18 protein-coding genes are annotated in these 17,659 nt (G+C 37.2%); 15 read left to right on the top strand and 3 right to left on the bottom strand.

The features are described from left to right. Nucleotides 1-28 precede the first annotated feature (28 nt). The 3 genes from recX to ACN6MX_RS15015 are packed head-to-tail and all read left to right on the top strand — an operon-like array spanning nt 29 to nt 1,431. Entirely contained in the window at nt 29-841 is an 813-nt protein-coding gene (gene recX, locus ACN6MX_RS15025; RefSeq protein WP_419959647.1) for a recombination regulator RecX, read from the top strand. Beyond that, nucleotides 834-1,163, top strand: a complete 330-nt coding sequence (locus ACN6MX_RS15020; RefSeq protein ID WP_419959646.1) for a YfhH family protein — start codon at nt 834-836, stop codon at nt 1,161-1,163. The genes recX and ACN6MX_RS15020 overlap by 8 nt, the downstream gene beginning before the upstream one ends. Before the next feature lies 1 nt (nt 1,164). Then, complete coding sequence (locus ACN6MX_RS15015; protein ID WP_419959645.1) at nt 1,165-1,431, top strand: YfhJ family protein; 267 nt, start codon at nt 1,165-1,167, stop codon at nt 1,429-1,431. A gap of 440 nt (nt 1,432-1,871) precedes the next feature. Here the strand turns inward: ACN6MX_RS15015 and ACN6MX_RS15010 are convergent, their stop codons facing one another. Beyond that, nucleotides 1,872-2,852, bottom strand: a complete 981-nt coding sequence (locus tag ACN6MX_RS15010; protein ID WP_419959644.1) for a metal-dependent hydrolase — start codon at nt 2,850-2,852, stop codon at nt 1,872-1,874. A 92-nt stretch (nt 2,853-2,944) separates the two neighbouring features. Here ACN6MX_RS15010 and mutY point away from each other — a divergent pair, with 92 nt between their 5' ends. The 10 genes from mutY to ACN6MX_RS14960 all read left to right on the top strand — a co-directional run bounded on the left by mutY (nt 2,945) and on the right by ACN6MX_RS14960 (nt 13,330). Then, nucleotides 2,945-4,039 carry an A/G-specific adenine glycosylase gene (gene mutY, locus ACN6MX_RS15005; protein WP_419959643.1) on the top strand — a complete coding sequence of 365 codons (1,095 nt, stop codon included), beginning with the start codon at nt 2,945-2,947 and terminating at the stop codon, nt 4,037-4,039. 1 nt (nt 4,040) lies between these two features. Then, complete coding sequence (gene fabL / locus ACN6MX_RS15000) at nt 4,041-4,787, top strand: enoyl-[acyl-carrier-protein] reductase FabL (RefSeq protein ID WP_419959642.1); 747 nt, start codon at nt 4,041-4,043, stop codon at nt 4,785-4,787. Nucleotides 4,788-4,890: 103 nt separating this feature from the next. Beyond that, nucleotides 4,891-5,043, top strand: coding sequence for a gamma-type small acid-soluble spore protein (locus tag ACN6MX_RS14995; RefSeq protein WP_419959641.1), 153 nt, complete (start codon nt 4,891-4,893; stop codon nt 5,041-5,043). 137 nt (nt 5,044-5,180) lie between these two features. Then, a complete protein-coding gene (locus ACN6MX_RS14990; protein ID WP_419959640.1) occupies nt 5,181-5,720 on the top strand; it encodes a DUF402 domain-containing protein in 540 nt (179 codons plus the stop codon). A 60-nt stretch (nt 5,721-5,780) separates the two neighbouring features. Further along, the gene (locus ACN6MX_RS14985) at nt 5,781-7,529 is read left to right on the top strand and encodes an ABC transporter ATP-binding protein (RefSeq protein WP_419959639.1); all 1,749 of its coding nucleotides are present in this window, start codon (nt 5,781-5,783) and stop codon (nt 7,527-7,529) included. Between the two features lie 182 nt (nt 7,530-7,711). Next, nucleotides 7,712-8,731: an ABC transporter ATP-binding protein gene (locus tag ACN6MX_RS14980; protein WP_419959638.1), complete on the top strand. Its 1,020-nt coding sequence runs from the start codon at nt 7,712-7,714 to the stop codon at nt 8,729-8,731. Next, nucleotides 8,706-9,689, top strand: a complete 984-nt coding sequence (locus ACN6MX_RS14975) for an ABC transporter ATP-binding protein (RefSeq protein WP_419959637.1) — start codon at nt 8,706-8,708, stop codon at nt 9,687-9,689. Before ACN6MX_RS14980 ends, ACN6MX_RS14975 begins: the two co-directional genes overlap by 26 nt. Before the next feature lie 25 nt (nt 9,690-9,714). Beyond that, on the top strand, nt 9,715-11,343 hold the full coding sequence (locus ACN6MX_RS14970) for an ABC transporter substrate-binding protein (RefSeq protein ID WP_419959636.1): 1,629 nt from the start codon (nt 9,715-9,717) through the stop codon (nt 11,341-11,343). 68 nt (nt 11,344-11,411) lie between these two features. Beyond that, nucleotides 11,412-12,416 (top strand): ABC transporter permease, encoded by a 1,005-nt coding sequence (locus ACN6MX_RS14965; RefSeq protein ID WP_419959635.1) that lies wholly within the window; start codon nt 11,412-11,414, stop codon nt 12,414-12,416. Between the two features lie 23 nt (nt 12,417-12,439). Further along, nucleotides 12,440-13,330: an ABC transporter permease gene (locus ACN6MX_RS14960; RefSeq protein ID WP_419962640.1), complete on the top strand. Its 891-nt coding sequence runs from the start codon at nt 12,440-12,442 to the stop codon at nt 13,328-13,330. A gap of 281 nt (nt 13,331-13,611) precedes the next feature. On the opposite strand, the gene ACN6MX_RS14955 is transcribed toward ACN6MX_RS14960, so the two are convergent. Beyond that, a complete protein-coding gene (locus ACN6MX_RS14955) occupies nt 13,612-14,694 on the bottom strand; it encodes an FUSC family protein (protein ID WP_419959634.1) in 1,083 nt (360 codons plus the stop codon). 34 nt (nt 14,695-14,728) lie between these two features. Then, entirely contained in the window at nt 14,729-16,015 is a 1,287-nt protein-coding gene (locus ACN6MX_RS14950; protein WP_419959633.1) for a glutamate-1-semialdehyde 2,1-aminomutase, read from the bottom strand. Between the two features lie 180 nt (nt 16,016-16,195). On the opposite strand from ACN6MX_RS14950, the gene bcp reads away from it, so the two are divergent. Beyond that, nucleotides 16,196-16,678 (top strand): thioredoxin-dependent thiol peroxidase, encoded by a 483-nt coding sequence (bcp, locus tag ACN6MX_RS14945; protein ID WP_419962639.1) that lies wholly within the window; start codon nt 16,196-16,198, stop codon nt 16,676-16,678. A gap of 2 nt (nt 16,679-16,680) precedes the next feature. Next, complete coding sequence (locus ACN6MX_RS14940) at nt 16,681-17,622, top strand: D-2-hydroxyacid dehydrogenase (RefSeq protein WP_419962638.1); 942 nt, start codon at nt 16,681-16,683, stop codon at nt 17,620-17,622. The last annotated feature ends 37 nt before the right edge of the window (nt 17,623-17,659 follow it).

Raw genomic sequence — 17,659 nt, 5'->3', positions numbered from 1 at the left:
AGAAGTAGAGAAATGGAGAGATTTATATATGCCGGTTATTACGAAAATTGCACGACAAAAAAACAATAATGAACGGTATAATTTATATTTGGATGAAAAATATGCATTTAGTTTAGATGAAGCAGTGCTTATAAAATATCAGCTAACAAAGGGAAAAGTTATTGAAGCATTTACATTAGATGAAATTGTTTTTGATGATGAAGTAAGAAAGGCTTTTAATAAAGCGATTAACTTTCTAAGTTACCGTATGAGAAGTGAGCATGAAGTGAAACAAAAACTTCTTCAAAATGAGTATGGAGAGGCTGTTATACTAGAAGCTATCCAAAAATTATATGAGTTTGGTTTTCTTAATGATGAGAGCTTTACAAAAGCTTTAGTGGAAACGCAGAAGAAAAATAGCAAAAAAGGACCTGCCGCAATTCGTCAGGAATTAAAGAAAAAAGGAATTGAAAAAGACCTCCAAGAGGAAGTGTTAGGTAACTATTCCGAAGAAGAACAGGTAGGTATTGCAAAAACTTTGGCAGAAAAGATTATCAATCAAAGTCAAGATAAAACACCAAGGCAAATTAAACAAAAAGTTCAAGATACACTCCAAAGAAAAGGGTATAATTTTACTATAATTTCTCAAGCTCTATCCACCTTTGATTTAGAAAAAGATGAAGAGGAATGGATGGAGATTATTGCCACCCAAGGAGATAAAGTTTGGAGAAAACATGCCTCGAAATATAATGGGAATGATTTACGCAGACGTATAAAGACAGCATTATATCAAAAAGGATTCCCAGCAGAACAAATTGATCTTTATATTGAAAAGAAGGAGCTGGAAGAGCAAGATGAGTGAAAAAAAATATAGCGATATGACCGTACCAGAACTACGCACTGAAATTGCAAACCTGAAAGAAAAGTCTCGTAAGGCGGAGCAACTAGGCATAGTAAATGAGTATGCAGTGTATGAAAGAAAAGCGTTGATGGCACAAGCCTTTCTAATAGATCCTACGACTATCAAACTTGGAGAGATGTATCGTATTGTTGGTGATCCAGGTGTATTCTTTCAAGTGGAATATTTAAAGGGAAGATTTGCATGGGGGTATAGATTAGGCGGAGATAAGTATGAGGAAGCCTTGCCTATTTCCATGTTAGAATCATTAGAGGAAGGTAAATAATATGCAAACAAAAATAGATGAATTAACTTTCGCTTTACTTGAAAAAAACGATAAATTATCCGCTGCAAAGGCAAGAGCATGGATAGAGCTTCTATGGTCAGACTTTGAATCCTCTTATGCAAAGGCAGGTTATGATTATAAAGGAGCTGCTGTCACGGAAATGGTTATTCGTAAATGGATAGATGGCTATGGTGGGCAATTGCATGAATTTGCAAACACGAATGAGAAGTATAAGCATTTATTAGAAACCGAGGACTTTACCAATTAAAAACGCTAGGGAAGTATCCTAGCGTTTTTCTTTAAAAGAAAGTATATAAAAATGTCCTATGAACACTGACTTCCCTATACTCTTAAGGGTGAATAAAAATGCTGATTTTCGTTTCAGGTGGACGCTTTTCGTGGGGTGAGCGATGAGCCATCATCACCGTCGCTGTGCGTCGATGTGACGTCTCATCTGTCTCACTCATCCCGTCGAAGTCGCCACCTTGCACTACAATCAATCAGTGTGTATTACGCCACTAGAAAATTCAGCATAGTTTATCGCTTAGATGATAAGATTGGTCAAATTATTTGTCATCGCTTTTGCATTTGAAATGCGATGATCCAATGATAGAAGAAGAAAGCAGGTTTTCTTTTACACCTTCGAAAACGATAGGTACAGGTTTTGACCTAAAAGGACTAGGCGTCTTCTTGACCGTTTTTCTTATGTTAATGAGAGATGAAGTCTAATTTCTTTCGAAGCTTGTCTTCGCTGAAAATCCATCCCGTGTATGAATTGACTATTTCTAGGTCTTCATTTAAATGGGCTACAGCTACAAATGGATAATAGTCATTACTTCGATATCGCAAATCAATAAGCCTTACTTCATAAATATGTTCAAATTCAGTAATCTCCCAGCGATATATAGGAGAAAACGAAGTAAAGGCACTTAAGTTTTTATCCTTCAAGGCCGCCTTTACTAAATCCGATTCGGGTAGCGGATTACGTTCGAACTTATCGTAAATTGTGATAGACCTACCATATGCTCGTCCGACATAATGATGTGTTTTTGAAATTGCGGCTACTCTCCATTGTAAAAATTTCATCGTTGGTGCGACGATAATTTCATCGGCATCGGGAATAGTATGCTTTACAGAATTTTTTACAGCATGCTGTAAGGCAAATCGTAATATATAATAGATGAAAATAATGGCGTACATAGTAAGAAAGGTTGGAACAGGATTTAAGCCGAACATCCAAAAGAATAGACCAACCACATGAATCCCAAAGATAATCGGATCAAATGTATTGATAACACCTAAGGCAACCCACTTCCTTGAAAATGGCCTTAATGCTTGAGTGCCGTAAGAATTGAATATATCAACAAAAACATGTACAAACACCGCTAAAAAAGTCCATAACCATAAATGCAGTAGATTGGCTTCTGGCAAAATAAGCCATAGCACTCCTGCTATCAAGATAGGCCATAAAATAACGGCAGGAATAGAGTGGGTGATTCCTCGATGATGTCGAATATAAACAGCATTATTACGTAATTTTAAAACAGTATCTATATCAGGGGCTTGTGAGCCGATTATTGTACCTGCTATTACTGCAGTCGTTGTAAGCGTACTGCCAGCAACTACGGGGTCCATAAGAGATAGACCACCTAGTGCGATACCCATAACGACATGTGTGCCTGTGTCCATACAACCAGCTCCTTTTAAGATTACAGCTAACTTCATCTTAAAATAAATTACTTAAAAAACAAAGCTACTACTATTCATATACCCATTATTTCATGTCAATAATCGCAAGGAAGGATTTTACAGTGAACGAATTATATAAAGAACAGGTTAGAGATGCTTTAGTTTCATGGTTTCTAGAAGAAAAACGTGATTTACCTTGGAGGAAAACAACGGATCCTTATAAAATTTGGGTTTCCGAAGTTATGCTACAGCAGACAAAAGTTGATACGGTTATTCCTTATTATGAAAGATTTATCGCAAAATATCCTTCGATTGAATCTTTAGCTAGCGCTGATGAAGGAGAATTATTAAAAGAATGGGAAGGGTTGGGTTACTATTCCCGTGCTCGAAACCTACAATCAGGTGTTAAAGAAGTCGTTGAACAATATGGAAGTGTAGTACCTTCCACTCGCAAAGAAATTTCCAAGTTAAAGGGTGTAGGTCCATACACAGCTGGGGCTGTACTTAGTATTGCATATGGAGTCCCAGAACATGCCGTAGATGGAAATGTCATGCGTGTACTTTCTCGACTATTATTAATAAAAGAAGATATCGCGAAGCCGAAAACGAAGAAAATATTTGAAGAGGCTGTAATGGATTTAATCGACCCTGAAAATCCCTCTGCATTTAATCAAGGACTTATGGAACTTGGTGCAATAATTTGTACCCCGACTAAACCAAAGTGCTTACTATGTCCAGTAAGAGAAAACTGTTCTGCATTTTTTGAAGGTATGCAGGATGAGCTACCAATAAAAACTATCCAAAAGAAATCGAAGATACATAAAGTAAAAACGGTTGTTATACGTAATAAGGATGGTCTTGTTCTTCTGGAAAAACGACCTGCAAAAGGTTTACTTGCTAATATGTGGCAGTTCCCTATGGTAGAGCTACCAACACCTAACCATACAGTTGAAGAGGTTGTCGAACATGATTATGGAGTAGAAATAGCAAAAGGTCCATTGATCAATGAATTTAAGCATGTGTTCTCTCATTTAGTATGGGAAATGGAAAGCTTTGAAGCAACATTAAAAAAGGAAAAGGAACTTACATCTCGATGTAAATGGCTATCTATTGAAGAAGTAAATCAACAACCGATGCCTGTCCCAATGTTAAAAATATGGAATGCATGGAAAGAGAGGAAGATTTAAAATGACAAACAATAAAGTTGCATTAGTTACAGGTAGTAGCAGAGGTTTAGGAAAAGCTATTGCTATTGAACTTGCCAAAAATGGCTATGACATCGTTGTAAACTATGCGAGAAGTAAAACGGCAGCCTTAGACACTGTTAAGGAAATAGAGGCTTTAGGAAGAAAAACACTTTTAGTGAAGGCAAATGTAGGGGACGTAGAGAAGCTGCGAGTTATGTTCCAAACCATTAAGGAAGAGTTTGGTCGATTAGATATTTTTGTTAGTAATGCAGCTTCCGGTGTTTTGCGTCCAATTATGGAATTAGAGGAATCACACTGGGACTGGACAATGAATATTAACGCAAAAGGGATGCTCTTTGGTGCCCAAGAAGCGGCAAAGCTAATGCCAGAAGGCGGAAAAATATTAGGAATTAGTTCTCTAGGATCTATCCGCTATTTAGAAAACTACACAACAGTCGGTGTATCAAAGGCAGCAATAGAATCACTTACAAGATACCTGGCAGTGGAGCTTGCTCCTAAAGGGATTGTAGTAAATACTGTCTCTGGTGGTGCACTCGACACAGATGCTCTTAAGCATTTCCCAAATCGTGAAGAATTACTAGAGGATGCTCGAGTGAACACCCCTGCAGGACGAATGGTAGAAATCGAAGACATGGTAAAAACAGCAATGTTCTTACTATCAGATGATGCTTCTATGATTCGTGGACAAACAATTATTGTAGATGGTGGAAGATCGATTAAAATGTAAGAGTAATATACTAACACTTTTCATTAACAAATCAAAAATAATAATATTATGAATAAAATTACGCCAACTGCACATGATATCTATGTGCGGAGGTGAAAAGTCCATGAAGAATAACAGAAACCAGCAGAATCGAAACCAAGAGTTTGCTTCTGAAACTGATATTCAAAAAGTTAAAGAACAAAATCGTCAAGCAGAGTTGAAAAAACAACAAGCTAGCGGTCCACAAGCAAATCGTTCTTCTAACTCAACTAAATAACATGGATTCACCAAAAATCAGCGAGGGTAAAATACCCTCGCTGATTTTTTTACTATAGTTTTTTACAGTGAATTGCTATAATAAGAAAATAAGTATATAAATTCTAAATTTGCGCTTGACGAAAAGGTGGCTAAATCATGGCGATTCCAAACGAAGGAGAAACTATTCAAATTCACAGCTACAAGCATAATGGCCGAATCCACCGTGTCTGGCAAGAAACGATGGTTTTAAAAGGAACCAAAAATATTGTAATTGGTGCAAATGAGCGAACACTTGTAATTGAATCAGACGGTAGAACTTGGATTACAAGAGAACCTTCTATTTGCTACTTTCATGCAGAATATTGGTTTAACATTATTTGTATGCTACGAGAAGATGGTGTATACTATTACATCAACATGAGTTCTCCATTTGTCTATAACAATGGGATGCTCAAGTACATTGATTATGATTTGGATGTGAAGGTATTTCCTGATATGACCTACACAATTCTAGATGAGGACGAATACGAGCAACATAAAAAGGAAATGAAGTATCCAGAAGAAATTGATGGCATTCTAGATCGCAATATAGAAAAGCTCATTTCCTGGATAAAACAAAGAAGAGGTCCATTTGCACCGGATTTTATCGAGGCTTGGACAAGTCGTTATCATTTTCATAAACAGTTGAATGAGTAGTTGGAAAAACCTGTTGAAAACATGCAACAGGTTTTTCTCATGGTAGAAAGGAGTTATAACATGAGTTCGATGAAAAGATATATGCAATTTGTAAAACCGTATAACTTTCAAATTTTCTTAACGATTGTGATTGGGATTATTAAATTTGCAATTCCATTATTTATTCCGATTCTTATCAAAGTTGTTATAGATGATATTATCGGTGCAGAAGCTTTAACAAATGATGAAAAATTAACTCAATTATTTTATTGGCTTGGAGGGACTGTATTAGTATTCTTAATCGTTCGTCCACCAATAGAATATTATAGACAATATTTAGCACAGCTGGTGAGCAATCAAATTTTGTTTGATATACGTAAAAAACTGTATATTCACTTGCAAAAGCTAAGCTTAAAATATTATTCCAACACCCGTGCTGGAGAGGTTATTTCTAGGGTCATCAATGATGTGGAGCAGACTAAAAACTTTGTCATGATTGGGTTGATGAATGTCTGGTTGGATTTAGCAACTATATTAATCGCAATCGGAATTATGCTAACGATGAATGTAAAGCTTACTTTGGTCACGTTACTTGCTTTCCCATTTTATGCGTTCAGCGTCAAATACTTCTTCGGAAGATTACGGGATTTAACGAGGGAGCGTTCCCAAGCACTTGCAGGAGTTCAAAGTTACTTACATGAACGTGTACAAGGCATGAGTATTATTAAAACTTTTACGTTAGAAAAACATGAACAGAAATTGTTCAATGAAACAAATGGAGAGTTTTTAGATGCGGCAGTAAAACAAACTGTTTGGAATGCAAAAGCATTTGCAGTAGTTAATACAATTACGGATATTGCACCTTTACTTGTTATTGCTTACGCCGGTTATGAAGCTATCCATGGAAGACTTTCTGTAGGAACGATGGCTGCATTTATAGCATATATTGAGCGTTTATATAGCCCGTTAAGACGATTAGTGAATTCATCGACAACATTAACCCAGTCATTTGCCTCTATGGATCGTGTATTTGAATTAATGGATGAAGAGTATGATATTGTCGATAAAAAAGGGGCTTCTACTATAGGTGACGCTAGTGGGGAATTGACATTTTCCAAAGTTTCTTTCCAATATGAAAAAGATGGCCATATGATTTTAGAGGATGTCGACTTCCATGTTAAAGCAGGAGAAACAGTGGCTTTTGTAGGTATGAGTGGTGGCGGTAAATCAACTATTATCAGCTTAATTCCTAGATTCTATGATGTTACTTCCGGACAAGTACTAATTGATGGCAAGGATGTTCGGGATGTTACGATTGAATCGTTGAGACAGCAAGTTGGTATAGTACTCCAAGATAATATTCTCTTTAGTGATTCGGTCAAATCCAATATACTTATGGGGAAACCAGGTGCTACAGATGAAGAAGTGATGGAAGCTGCACAAGCTGCAAATGCACACGACTTTATCATGGAACTACCTGGGGGATATGAAACAAAAGTTGGTGAACGTGGAGTGAAGCTTTCAGGAGGTCAAAAGCAACGCGTTGCTATCGCACGAGTATTTTTAAAAAATCCACCTATATTAGTTCTAGATGAGGCAACTTCCGCATTAGATTTAGAGAGTGAATCTTTAATACAGGATTCATTAGAGAAGCTAGCTTCAAATCGTACAACTATTATTGTAGCTCACCGCCTATCTACTATTACACATGCGGATAATATATTTGTTATTGAAAATGGTAAAGTAATGGAGAGCGGTTCTCATGTACAATTGATGAAGGAAAAAAATATATATTATAATTTATTCCAAATACAACAACTTGATACGTAAATAGTAATTTAAACATCTTATAAGTGTTTCTTTAGCTTATAAGATGTTTTTTTTTATACCTAAAGATAAAGGATAGTCGTATGACTTTTCAGAAAAGTGTTGCATAAGAAGAGTTTTTGTGTAAAATATCAATATAGTCATTAAATTAGGAATTTTCAATTTTTGTGAAAAGAGGGAACATCATGGGAGAACGGCAGACAATTTTGGAAGTGAAAGATCTTCAAACGTCCTTTTTCACAGATGATGGTGTTATTCCATCCGTAGATCATATTGATTTTCATGTAAGAGAAGGGGAAATACTAGGGATTGTTGGAGAATCAGGTTGTGGAAAAAGTGTAACATCTCTATCGATTATGGGATTAGTTCCTAGTCCGCCTGGAAAAATTACTAGTGGTCAAATATTGTTCGAAGGAAAAGACTTAACGAAGTTTTCGGAGAAAGAAATGCGTAAAGTTCGTGGTAATGATGTTGCAATGATTTTCCAAGAACCAATGACATCTTTAAATCCTTTATTTACTATCGGAAATCAATTACTAGAGGCGATTACCTTACATAAGAAAGACTGGAGTAAAAAGAAAGCACATGCAAGAGCTGTAGAAATGCTAAAACTAGTTGGCCTACCGAGAGCAGAAGAGCTTATGAATGACTATCCGCACCAACTCTCGGGTGGAATGAGACAGCGTGTCATGATCGCTATGGCTTTAGTTTGTGACCCAAAGCTGCTAATAGCGGATGAACCAACTACAGCCCTGGATGTAACTATTCAGGCTCAAATATTAAAACTAATGCGTGAGCTAAATGAACGACTTAACACAGCGGTAATTTTAATAACACATGACTTAGGGGTAGTAGCGGAAACTTGTGAGAGAGTAGTAGTTATGTATGCAGGAAAAGTAGTCGAACAAGGAACTGTGGATACGATTTTTAATAATCCACAGCATCCTTATACAAAAGGCTTAATCGCTTCTGTTCCAGATATGCGCTATAAAAAGCAACGACTCTATTCTATTCCTGGAAGTGTTCCAAAACCTGGCTCAATTGCACAGGGCTGCAGATTTGCCGCTCGCTGTGAATTTGTATTTGGAAGATGCACAGAAGAAAATCCTCCGCTCTACGAAACATCGGAAGGTCATAAAACAAGATGCTTCTTATACGATGACAAGGAGGTTTTGGCAGATGACAGAGCCGTTGTTAAAAGTTGAAGGATTAAAAAAGTATTTTCCAATACGTAGTGGATTGTTAGGAAAGCACACGGGAAATGTGAAGGCAGTAGACGACATTTCCTTTTTTGTGAACGAAGGTGAGACTCTGGGCATAGTTGGTGAATCTGGATGTGGTAAATCTACTACTGGTAGAATGCTGATGAGATTACTAGAGCCTACTGAAGGAAAAGTGACATTTAACGGTAAAGAGCTAACGAATATTTCTAATGACGAGATGAGAAAAGCAAGACGTGAAATACAAATGGTATTTCAAGATCCATACGCATCCTTGAATCCTCGTCATACAATAGAAAAGATTTTAATGGAGCCTTTAATTGTTCATAATATTGGCGACCCAAAAAGCAGAAAAAAGAAAGTACATGACTTTTTAGAAATTGTTGGTTTAAGTAGCTATCATGCAAAACGTTATCCACATCAATTTAGTGGTGGACAACGGCAGCGTATAGGAATTGCAAGAGCGTTGATGACTAATCCAAAGTTGATAATAGCGGATGAGCCAGTATCTGCGCTAGACGTTTCAATACAAGCACAAGTTTTGAATCTCATGCAAGATTTACAGAAAGAGCTAAAACTAACCTATATCTTTATCGCCCATGATTTAGGAGTAGTTCGTCATATAAGTGACCGTGTAGGGGTTATGTACTTAGGTAGAATGGTAGAACTTGCTACCAGTGAATCAATGTATGCTGAACCCTTACATCCTTATACAAGAGCTTTACTTTCTGCAGTCCCTGTACCAGATCCAGAATTTAAACGTGAACAAATTATTTTAGAAGGAGACATTCCAAGTCCCTCTAATCCACCAACAGGGTGTACTTTCCATACAAGATGTCCTTTTAAAATGGACATATGTGTGAAGGAAGTTCCACAATTACAAGAAGCTAAAACTGGTCATTTTGTTGCCTGCCATTTATACAATGAGCAAGTGCAACATTGATAATAAACTTTATGGAGGGGTCCAAATGAGAAAATCGAAAATATGGTCATTTATGCTGTTGATGTTCGTTGCACTTACTGTAGTACTTGCTGCGTGTTCATCTGGCGATTCATCAGACGGCGATACAAAAAAAGATAATGACAAAGGAACAACAGACTCCGGCGAAGAAAAAGTATTAGTCTTTGGCCGAGGGGGGGACTCAGTTACACTAGATCCAGCAGGTGCTACCGATGGTGAGTCCTTTAAAGTTACCCAAAACGTATTAGAAACACTTTTAAACTTTGGGGAACAAGATACAACTATTAATGAAGGATTAGCTACTAAATGGGAGCCATCTGAAGATGGTCTTACGTATACTTTCACACTTCGTGAAGGAGTAAAATTCCATGATGGAACAGACTTCAACGCAGAGGCAGTTGTAAAAAACTTTGAACGTTGGGCAAATGGTTCCGAAGATCTATTCCCGTATTATAAGTCTATGTTCGGGGGATTTGCTGGTGATGAAAGTCGCGTAATTGATTCAGTTACTGCTGAGGGAGATTACACAGTAATATTTAAGCTTACTCGTGCTCAAGCACCTTTCTTAAAAAATATTGCAATGAGCCCTTTTGCAATTGCAAGTCCGACTGCATTTGAAGCAGCTGGAGACAAATTTGGTGATAGCCCAGTTGGTACTGGACCATTCAAATTTGTAGAATGGAAACGTAATGATTCTATTACTATTGAAAAGAATGAAGAGTATTGGAATTCAGAAGAGCCTAAATTGGATAAAGTTGTTTTCCGTGCAATTCCAGATAACTCTGCTCGTTTAAACGATCTTTTATCTGGAGCAATAGATTTAGCTGATGGTGTAAATCCTTCAGATGGAGCAACAGTAGAAGCAGATGCAGCTTTACAACTATTCGAGCGTCCATCCATGAATGTTGGTTACCTTGGTTTAACAAGCACTCGTCCACCATTCGATAACCAAAAGGTTCGACAAGCTGTAAACTATGCAATTGATAAACAAGCGATTGTTGACGCTTTCTTTGAAGGTCGTGCAGAAGTAGCAAAAAATCCTATGCCATCGACTATAAGCGGATACAATGATGATATTCCTGGATATGAATATGATCCGGAAAAAGCGAAGCAATTATTAGCAGAAGCTGGTTTTGCCGACGGATTTGAAATGGAACTATGGGCAATGCCTGTTCCACGTCCATATATGCCAGATGGCGCAAAAGTTGCAGAAGCTATTCAAAAGAACTTAGCTGATGTTGGGATCACTGCTAATATCGTATCTTATGAATGGGCTACTTATTTAGAAAAAGCTGAAAACGGAGAAGCCGACGCATTCTTATTAGGCTGGACAGGTGATAATGGAGATGCAGATAACTTCATTTATGTGTTACTTGACGAAGATAACATCGGAAGTAATAACTATACCTACTACAGTAATGATGAGACACATAAATTATTAATCGAAGCACAAACAGAGGTAGACGAAGAGAAACGTAATGAATTATATAAACAAGCGCAAGAAATTATCTTTGAGGATGCTCCGTGGGTTCCACTTGCACACTCAACACCTTTACTAGCAGGAGATGCTAAAATTACTAATTTCTATCCACATCCAACTGGATCTGATAGATTAAACAAGGTCGACTTTAAGTAATATGCTTAAGGGGAGAGGTCTTCGTGATTTCTCCCCTTTCTTTAATTCAAATTAGAGAGGTGAAGAAAATGCTTCACTATATCGGTAAACGATTATTACAATTGATACCCGTATTATTAGGTATGACATTCGTTGTTTTCATGATCATACGAGCAATTCCTGGTAATCCTGCTCAAGTAATATTAGGGCAATTAGCATCTAAAGAAGCGATAGAAGCATTGGAGATTAAGCTAGGCTTAAATCAGCCTTGGTACACACAATACTTTGACTATTTAGTTGGCCTCCTAAAAGGAGATCTAGGAGAATCGATGCGAACGGTTCGACCTGTTGCACAAGAGATTTGGCCATACTTAGCAGCTACAATCGAGCTTGCTTTTTTTGCTATTATTATTGCAGTTATTATTGGAGTGAATGCAGGCATTATATCTGCTTGGTTCCAAAATTCTTGGTTTGATTATATGGCAATGGTTTTAGCTTTAATAGGTGTATCAATGCCAATTTTTTGGTTAGGTTTAATGGAACAATGGGTTTTTGGTGTTGAACTGCAATGGCTTCCAACTACAGGACGTGAAGAGGTCCGGGATCCCGTAAATTCCATCACTAGCTTGTATATTGTAGATACAATTATACAGGGGAGATTCGATCAATTAGGTACTGTATTGAAGCATTTAATATTGCCTGGCATTGCATTAGCTACAATTCCAATGGCGATTATTGCTCGTATGACTAGATCTAGTATGCTAGAAGTAATGCGAGCGGATTATGTTCGTACTGCTAGAGCTAAAGGTCAGAAAATGTTTTTTGTTGTTTACAAACATGCTTTAAAAAATGCAATTATTCCTGTATTAACTGTAATTGGACTTCAAACAGGGCTTTTGCTTGGAGGCGCTATTTTAACAGAGACTATCTTTGGATGGCCGGGAATCGGGCGGTATATTTATGAAGCTATTTCGTTCCGTGATTATCCTGTTATTCAGTCAGGTATACTTGTTGTCGCTTTTATATTTGTAATGATTAATTTATTTGTAGATATTTTGTATGGGTTAGTAGACCCTAGGATCAAATATGACTAAAAGGAGGAATAGATATGTCCGAAATGGTTCCGAATTCGACAAATGATCAAGTAATGGCAACTAAAGAAAAGTCGACCGGTCCTTGGCGAGATGCATGGCGTAGCTTTCGTAAAAATAAAGGAGCGCTTGTAGGAGCAGGGATTGTCTTATTCTTCGTATTTTTAGCTGGTTTTGGTTTTCTGCTTGCTCCACAAGGTATTAATGATCAGCTTTTAACAGACCGTTTACAACCACCATCTGGGAAGTATTGGTTCGGTACGGATGATTTTGGTCGGGATATATATTCTCGAATTATTCATGGAGCTAGAATTTCTCTAATGGTAGGATTTTTCTCTGTTATTGGTTCTGTAGTAGTTGGTAGTATTTTGGGTATTATTGCAGGTTACTATGGAAAATGGATAGATATGATTATTTCAAGAATTTTTGATATCATGCTAGCTTTTCCAAGTATACTATTGGCGATTGCAGTAGTATCTGTTTTAGGACCATCTTTGCAAAATGCGTTGATTGCTATAGCGATTATTAATATCCCTAACTTTGGTCGACTAATACGTTCGAAAGTTCTTAGCATTAAAGAAGAAGAGTACATAACATCTGCTAAAGCTATTGGGATGAGAGATATTCGAATTTTGTTTTCTCATATTTTACCTAATTCAATGGCACCGGTTATTGTTGCAGGTACACTTGCAATTGCATCGGCCATTATTGAAGCAGCGGCACTAGGGTTCTTAGGACTGGGCGCTCAGGCTCCTGCTCCTGAATGGGGAAAGATGCTAGCGGATGCTCGTATGTATTTAAGGAATGCTCCGTGGACGATGATATTCCCAGGACTTGCAATAATGTTGACAGTAGTAGGATTTAACTTGATGGGCGATGGACTCCGAGATGCACTGGATCCTAAGATGAAAAATTAACAAATATGCCACCTAGCAGTTTATTGCTAGGTGGCATGTTTTGTTTCAAGAATGTGATCGTCGGATATATCCGTCTCTTTACTGGCATAAGTCTATTAAGAGAGTGAATCGGTTGAATACTAGTTATAATCGATCGTATATAATGGATAATCGGTTGAATGCGAATAATTATCGGTTGAATACAATGAAGAAACGGTCGAATATCACTAATAATCAGTCGAAACCTTTAACTATATAAAAAAACTGGCTGGTCGCGAGGAAATTCACGATCAACCAGTTTTTTAATAAGGTGTTTCTTCAATTTGAACAGTTAGTTCTTCACTATGAAAGTTTTGATACGATGTGATCAGTTTATCCACATGCTCAAGTTGTTCCTCATATTTTAAAATAGACGACAGTAAATGCAGAAGGTGGTAAGACGAAAACTCCTCTTCTATTTGAGTAATGGTAATCTGTTTAACAAAAATATCCATTACCTCTTGTCTTTGTAAGAATGCCTCGGAATCGTTCTCTTCAATATGCTCAGGTCTTAATTTACCTATAAACTTCAAGTGGAGCTGTTCATGATAGGTTAATAGAGCATCTAATCTTTCCTTTATCATCATCCGAAAATGTTCCGGTAGATCAGTTAGTTCATGCTCATGGTGATGTAACTTTTTTAGTACATCTAGGCTTTTATACGAAGTGGATATTAATTCGCGATAAATAACTAATTTTCTTCCCTTTGTATGGGCTGCTTTTTTTGTGTATCCACGTTCTTCCTTAAAGAAGGAATATAGTTGATCGACTCGAACTAGTCTATCCTTTAATTGTTGAATTGTTTGTTTAGTCGATTGATGATCTGACGCCTGCCTAACTGCTATTCGTAGCCAACGGATTATTTCGTCTTGCGTATAGTGAATTGCGTTAAAAAGCTTCTTTTCAAATTTAGGAGGTAAAAATACCAGGTTTACAATAAATGCTGATATTACTCCAACTAGAATTGTTGCAAATCGTAATACTGCAAATACTAAAAAGTCATCACCCTGTATTTCCATAATGGCGATTACCGTAACAAGGGCTAGTGTTAAGGCTTTCTCTAATTTTAGTTTAAGCATTATTGTAATTGTGATAATTGCAGCAAATCCTACGATTACATAATCATTTCCGAAAGCTAAGGAAAAAATAACTGCAATAATCGCTCCAATTAAATTCCCTTGAACTTGTTCAGTTGCTGTTTTATAGGATCTATAAATAGAAGGTTGAATGGCGAAAATAGCTGCTATTCCTGCAAATACAGGACTAGGGAGCTGAAGTAATTCTGCTATGAATAAAGAGAACACAATAGCTACCCCGGTTTTAAATATTCTAGCTCCTAATTTCATTAAATCCTATCCTTTCGTAAGAAACAGTGTAGCCTTAAAGATTGGCAAATGCATTATTAACTGCTCTAAGTGTTTCTTGAATATCAAGTTCTGTATGGGCAGTTGTGATAAACCAAGCTTCATATTTAGATGGTGCTAAGTTAATTCCTTGGTTTAGCATTAGCTTAAAGAACTTCGCAAACATTTCACCGTCACTGGCTTCTGCTTGCACATAATTTTCTACCCGCACATCTGTAAAGTAAACGGAAAGAGCCCCTTTAATACGATTAATCGTAATAGTTACATTATTTTTCTTGGCAGCTTCTAGAATTCCAGCCTCAAGAATTGCACCTAGTCTATCTAGTTCGTCATATAATCCTGGAGTTTGTAGAACTTCTAAACAAGCGATCCCTGCTTGCATTGACGCTGGATTACCTGCCATAGTTCCCGCTTGGTAAGCGGGTCCTAATGGTGCAACCTGTTCCATAATTTCCTTTTTGCCGCCGTAAGCACCAATCGGAAGTCCACCGCCGATGATTTTCCCTAAAGCTGTTAAGTCTGGTGTTTGTTCTAACATGGTAGATGCTGCGCCGTAATGGAAGCGGAATGCTGTAATTACTTCGTCGTAAATGACTAATGCACCTTTGTCTTTCGCAATTTTGTGTATTAGTGGAAGGAAGCCTTCATTTGGCTCTACCATACCGAAGTTTCCTACGATTGGTTCTACTAAAATACATGCAAGTTCTTCTCCCCATTTTTCCATTGCTTCTTCAAAAGCTTTTGGATCGTTGAATGGAATAGTGATCACTTCTTTTGCGATAGATTGAGGTACTCCCGCAGAATCAGGTATACCAAGTGTTGCTGGGCCTGAGCCGGCTGCAACTAGTACTAAATCGGAATGTCCATGATAGCATCCAGCAAATTTCATCACTTTTGTTCTTCCAGTGTAGGCACGTGCAACTCGGATTGTTGTCATGACTGCCTCAGTGCCCGAGTTTACAAAGCGAACTTTGTCCATAGAAGGAATGGCATCCTTTAACATTTTCGCAAAGGTAACTTCATGCTTTGTTGGGGTACCATACAATAGACCAGTTTGTGCAGCTTTTGTGATAGCTTCTGTAATATGTGGATGTGCATGACCAGTAATAATGGGACCATATGCAGCTAAATAGTCAATGTATTTATTGCCATCTACGTCATAAAAATAAGCACCTTCTGCTCTCTCCATGACGATTGGTGCTCCTCCGCCTACAGCTTTATATGATCTTGATGGGCTGTTTACACCACCTACTATATGCTCTAATGCCTCTACTTGTATTAATTCTGATTGTGTTTGTTTCAATGTAATAGCCTCCGCTTGAGTTTGTTTACAGATAGAAAGTATAACGTTCCTATCCAATTATTGTCTAGTGTATTAATTCTTTAAGTTCTCCTTAATTGTAGACAATAATAAGGAAAAATGCTAAGAAAATTGAACATAGCGACTAACTTCGATACGATATAATAAATAGGAGGGATTATGATGGAAAAATTAGAAGGTATGATAGCACCTAACTTTTCATTGAAAAATGAAAAAGGAGAAATTGTTTCATTAAAGGATTTTGCAGGCAAGAAATATGTAGTTTTGTATTTTTACCCTAAGGATGCAACACCGGGTTGTACAACAGAGGCTTGTGATTTTAAAACTGCTTTTACAAGTTTTACGGATTTAAATGCAGTAATTCTTGGAGTTAGTGCAGATGATGAAAAAGCTCATACAAAATTTATAGACAAGCATGGTCTACCATTTTCTTTATTAGTAGATGATACCCATGAAGTTTCGGAAGCTTACGGAGTATGGAAGCTGAAAAAGAATTTCGGAAAAGAATATATGGGTATTGAACGGTCTACTTTTTTAATCGATCCTACAGGGACAGTCGTAAAAGAATGGAATAAAGTAAAAGTCGATGGACATGTCGAAGAAGCACTACTAACATTAAAATCTTTAGTGACTGAAGGGAAATAATGATGAAAATATTATTTTCTTTTTTACCAAAACAGGAGCAGCAAGATGACTTACTCAGGAAGTTTCCGAATGAGGAATTTGTATTTCAAAAAGGTATAAATGAAGAAGTATTAAAATCATCACAAATTCTAGTTACTTACGGAGAGGACTTAGATGCAAGACATCTCGATATAGCCGAACAGCTAAAATGGATTATGGTTGCTTCCGCAGGACTAGAAAAAATGCCACTTCAAGAAATTGCAAATCGAGGTATTGTCGTCACCAATGTGCGAGGAATTCATAAAACCCCTATGGCGGAAACGATTTTAGCACATATACTTTCTATTAAAAAATCACTCTCATTGATCAATGAAAATCAGCGGAATGGGGAGTGGTCAAAGCGAGTATTTCCTACTGAATTACTAGGTTCAACCGCGATAATACTAGGTCCAGGTGCAATAGGAGGAGAAGTAGGCAGAATACTGCAAGCTTTTGGAGTGCATACAATAGGATGTAATAGCAGTGGACGACTTGCTCCTTTTATGGAAAGAATAGTTACCTTTGATAAATTAAATGAGGTCTTGCCGAAAGCGGATATTGTCATTTCAATTCTACCAAGCACGGAACAAACAAAAGATCTGATCACATACGAGCATTTACAGTCTATGAAACCTACAGCCATCTTTATGAATTTTGGACGTGGAGATGTAGTGAAAGAAGAACTCCTACTGCGTGCATTAGAAGAAGAACAAATTGCATATGCTGTACTAGACGTATTTGAGAAAGAACCACTTGCAGAGGGACACCCATTTTGGAACATGAATAATGTTGTCGTTTCCCCGCATGTCTCTAGTCACTCTTCACAGTATGTGGTACGAGCACTGCAAATCTTCTCAAGAAATTTAAACGCTTGGGTGGATCAGAAGCCATTGGAAAATGAAATTGATTTGGAAAAAGGTTACTAATCTATATATTTCTTTCCTTAAGGTGTAATAAATTTGA

It is taken from the genome of Psychrobacillus sp. BM2 (genome assembly GCF_048572895.1).
GTDB lineage: Bacteria > Bacillota > Bacilli > Bacillales_A > Planococcaceae > Psychrobacillus.
This window is presented reverse-complemented; position numbering and strand designations above follow the sequence as displayed.

Coding starts and splice junctions, on each gene's coding strand:
- recX (WP_419959647.1), top strand. CDS start 29: ATGCCGGTTATTACGAAAATTGCACGACAAAAAAACAATAATGAACGG.
- ACN6MX_RS15020 (WP_419959646.1), top strand. CDS start 834: ATGAGTGAAAAAAAATATAGCGATATGACCGTACCAGAACTACGCACT.
- ACN6MX_RS15015 (WP_419959645.1), top strand. CDS start 1,165: ATGCAAACAAAAATAGATGAATTAACTTTCGCTTTACTTGAAAAAAAC.
- ACN6MX_RS15010 (WP_419959644.1), bottom strand. CDS start 2,852: ATGGACACAGGCACACATGTCGTTATGGGTATCGCACTAGGTGGTCTA.
- mutY (WP_419959643.1), top strand. CDS start 2,945: ATGTCAATAATCGCAAGGAAGGATTTTACAGTGAACGAATTATATAAA.
- fabL (WP_419959642.1), top strand. CDS start 4,041: ATGACAAACAATAAAGTTGCATTAGTTACAGGTAGTAGCAGAGGTTTA.
- ACN6MX_RS14995 (WP_419959641.1), top strand. CDS start 4,891: ATGAAGAATAACAGAAACCAGCAGAATCGAAACCAAGAGTTTGCTTCT.
- ACN6MX_RS14990 (WP_419959640.1), top strand. CDS start 5,181: ATGGCGATTCCAAACGAAGGAGAAACTATTCAAATTCACAGCTACAAG.
- ACN6MX_RS14985 (WP_419959639.1), top strand. CDS start 5,781: ATGAGTTCGATGAAAAGATATATGCAATTTGTAAAACCGTATAACTTT.
- ACN6MX_RS14980 (WP_419959638.1), top strand. CDS start 7,712: ATGGGAGAACGGCAGACAATTTTGGAAGTGAAAGATCTTCAAACGTCC.
- ACN6MX_RS14975 (WP_419959637.1), top strand. CDS start 8,706: ATGACAGAGCCGTTGTTAAAAGTTGAAGGATTAAAAAAGTATTTTCCA.
- ACN6MX_RS14970 (WP_419959636.1), top strand. CDS start 9,715: ATGAGAAAATCGAAAATATGGTCATTTATGCTGTTGATGTTCGTTGCA.
- ACN6MX_RS14965 (WP_419959635.1), top strand. CDS start 11,412: ATGCTTCACTATATCGGTAAACGATTATTACAATTGATACCCGTATTA.
- ACN6MX_RS14960 (WP_419962640.1), top strand. CDS start 12,440: ATGGTTCCGAATTCGACAAATGATCAAGTAATGGCAACTAAAGAAAAG.
- ACN6MX_RS14955 (WP_419959634.1), bottom strand. CDS start 14,694: ATGAAATTAGGAGCTAGAATATTTAAAACCGGGGTAGCTATTGTGTTC.
- bcp (WP_419962639.1), top strand. CDS start 16,196: ATGGAAAAATTAGAAGGTATGATAGCACCTAACTTTTCATTGAAAAAT.
- ACN6MX_RS14940 (WP_419962638.1), top strand. CDS start 16,681: ATGAAAATATTATTTTCTTTTTTACCAAAACAGGAGCAGCAAGATGAC.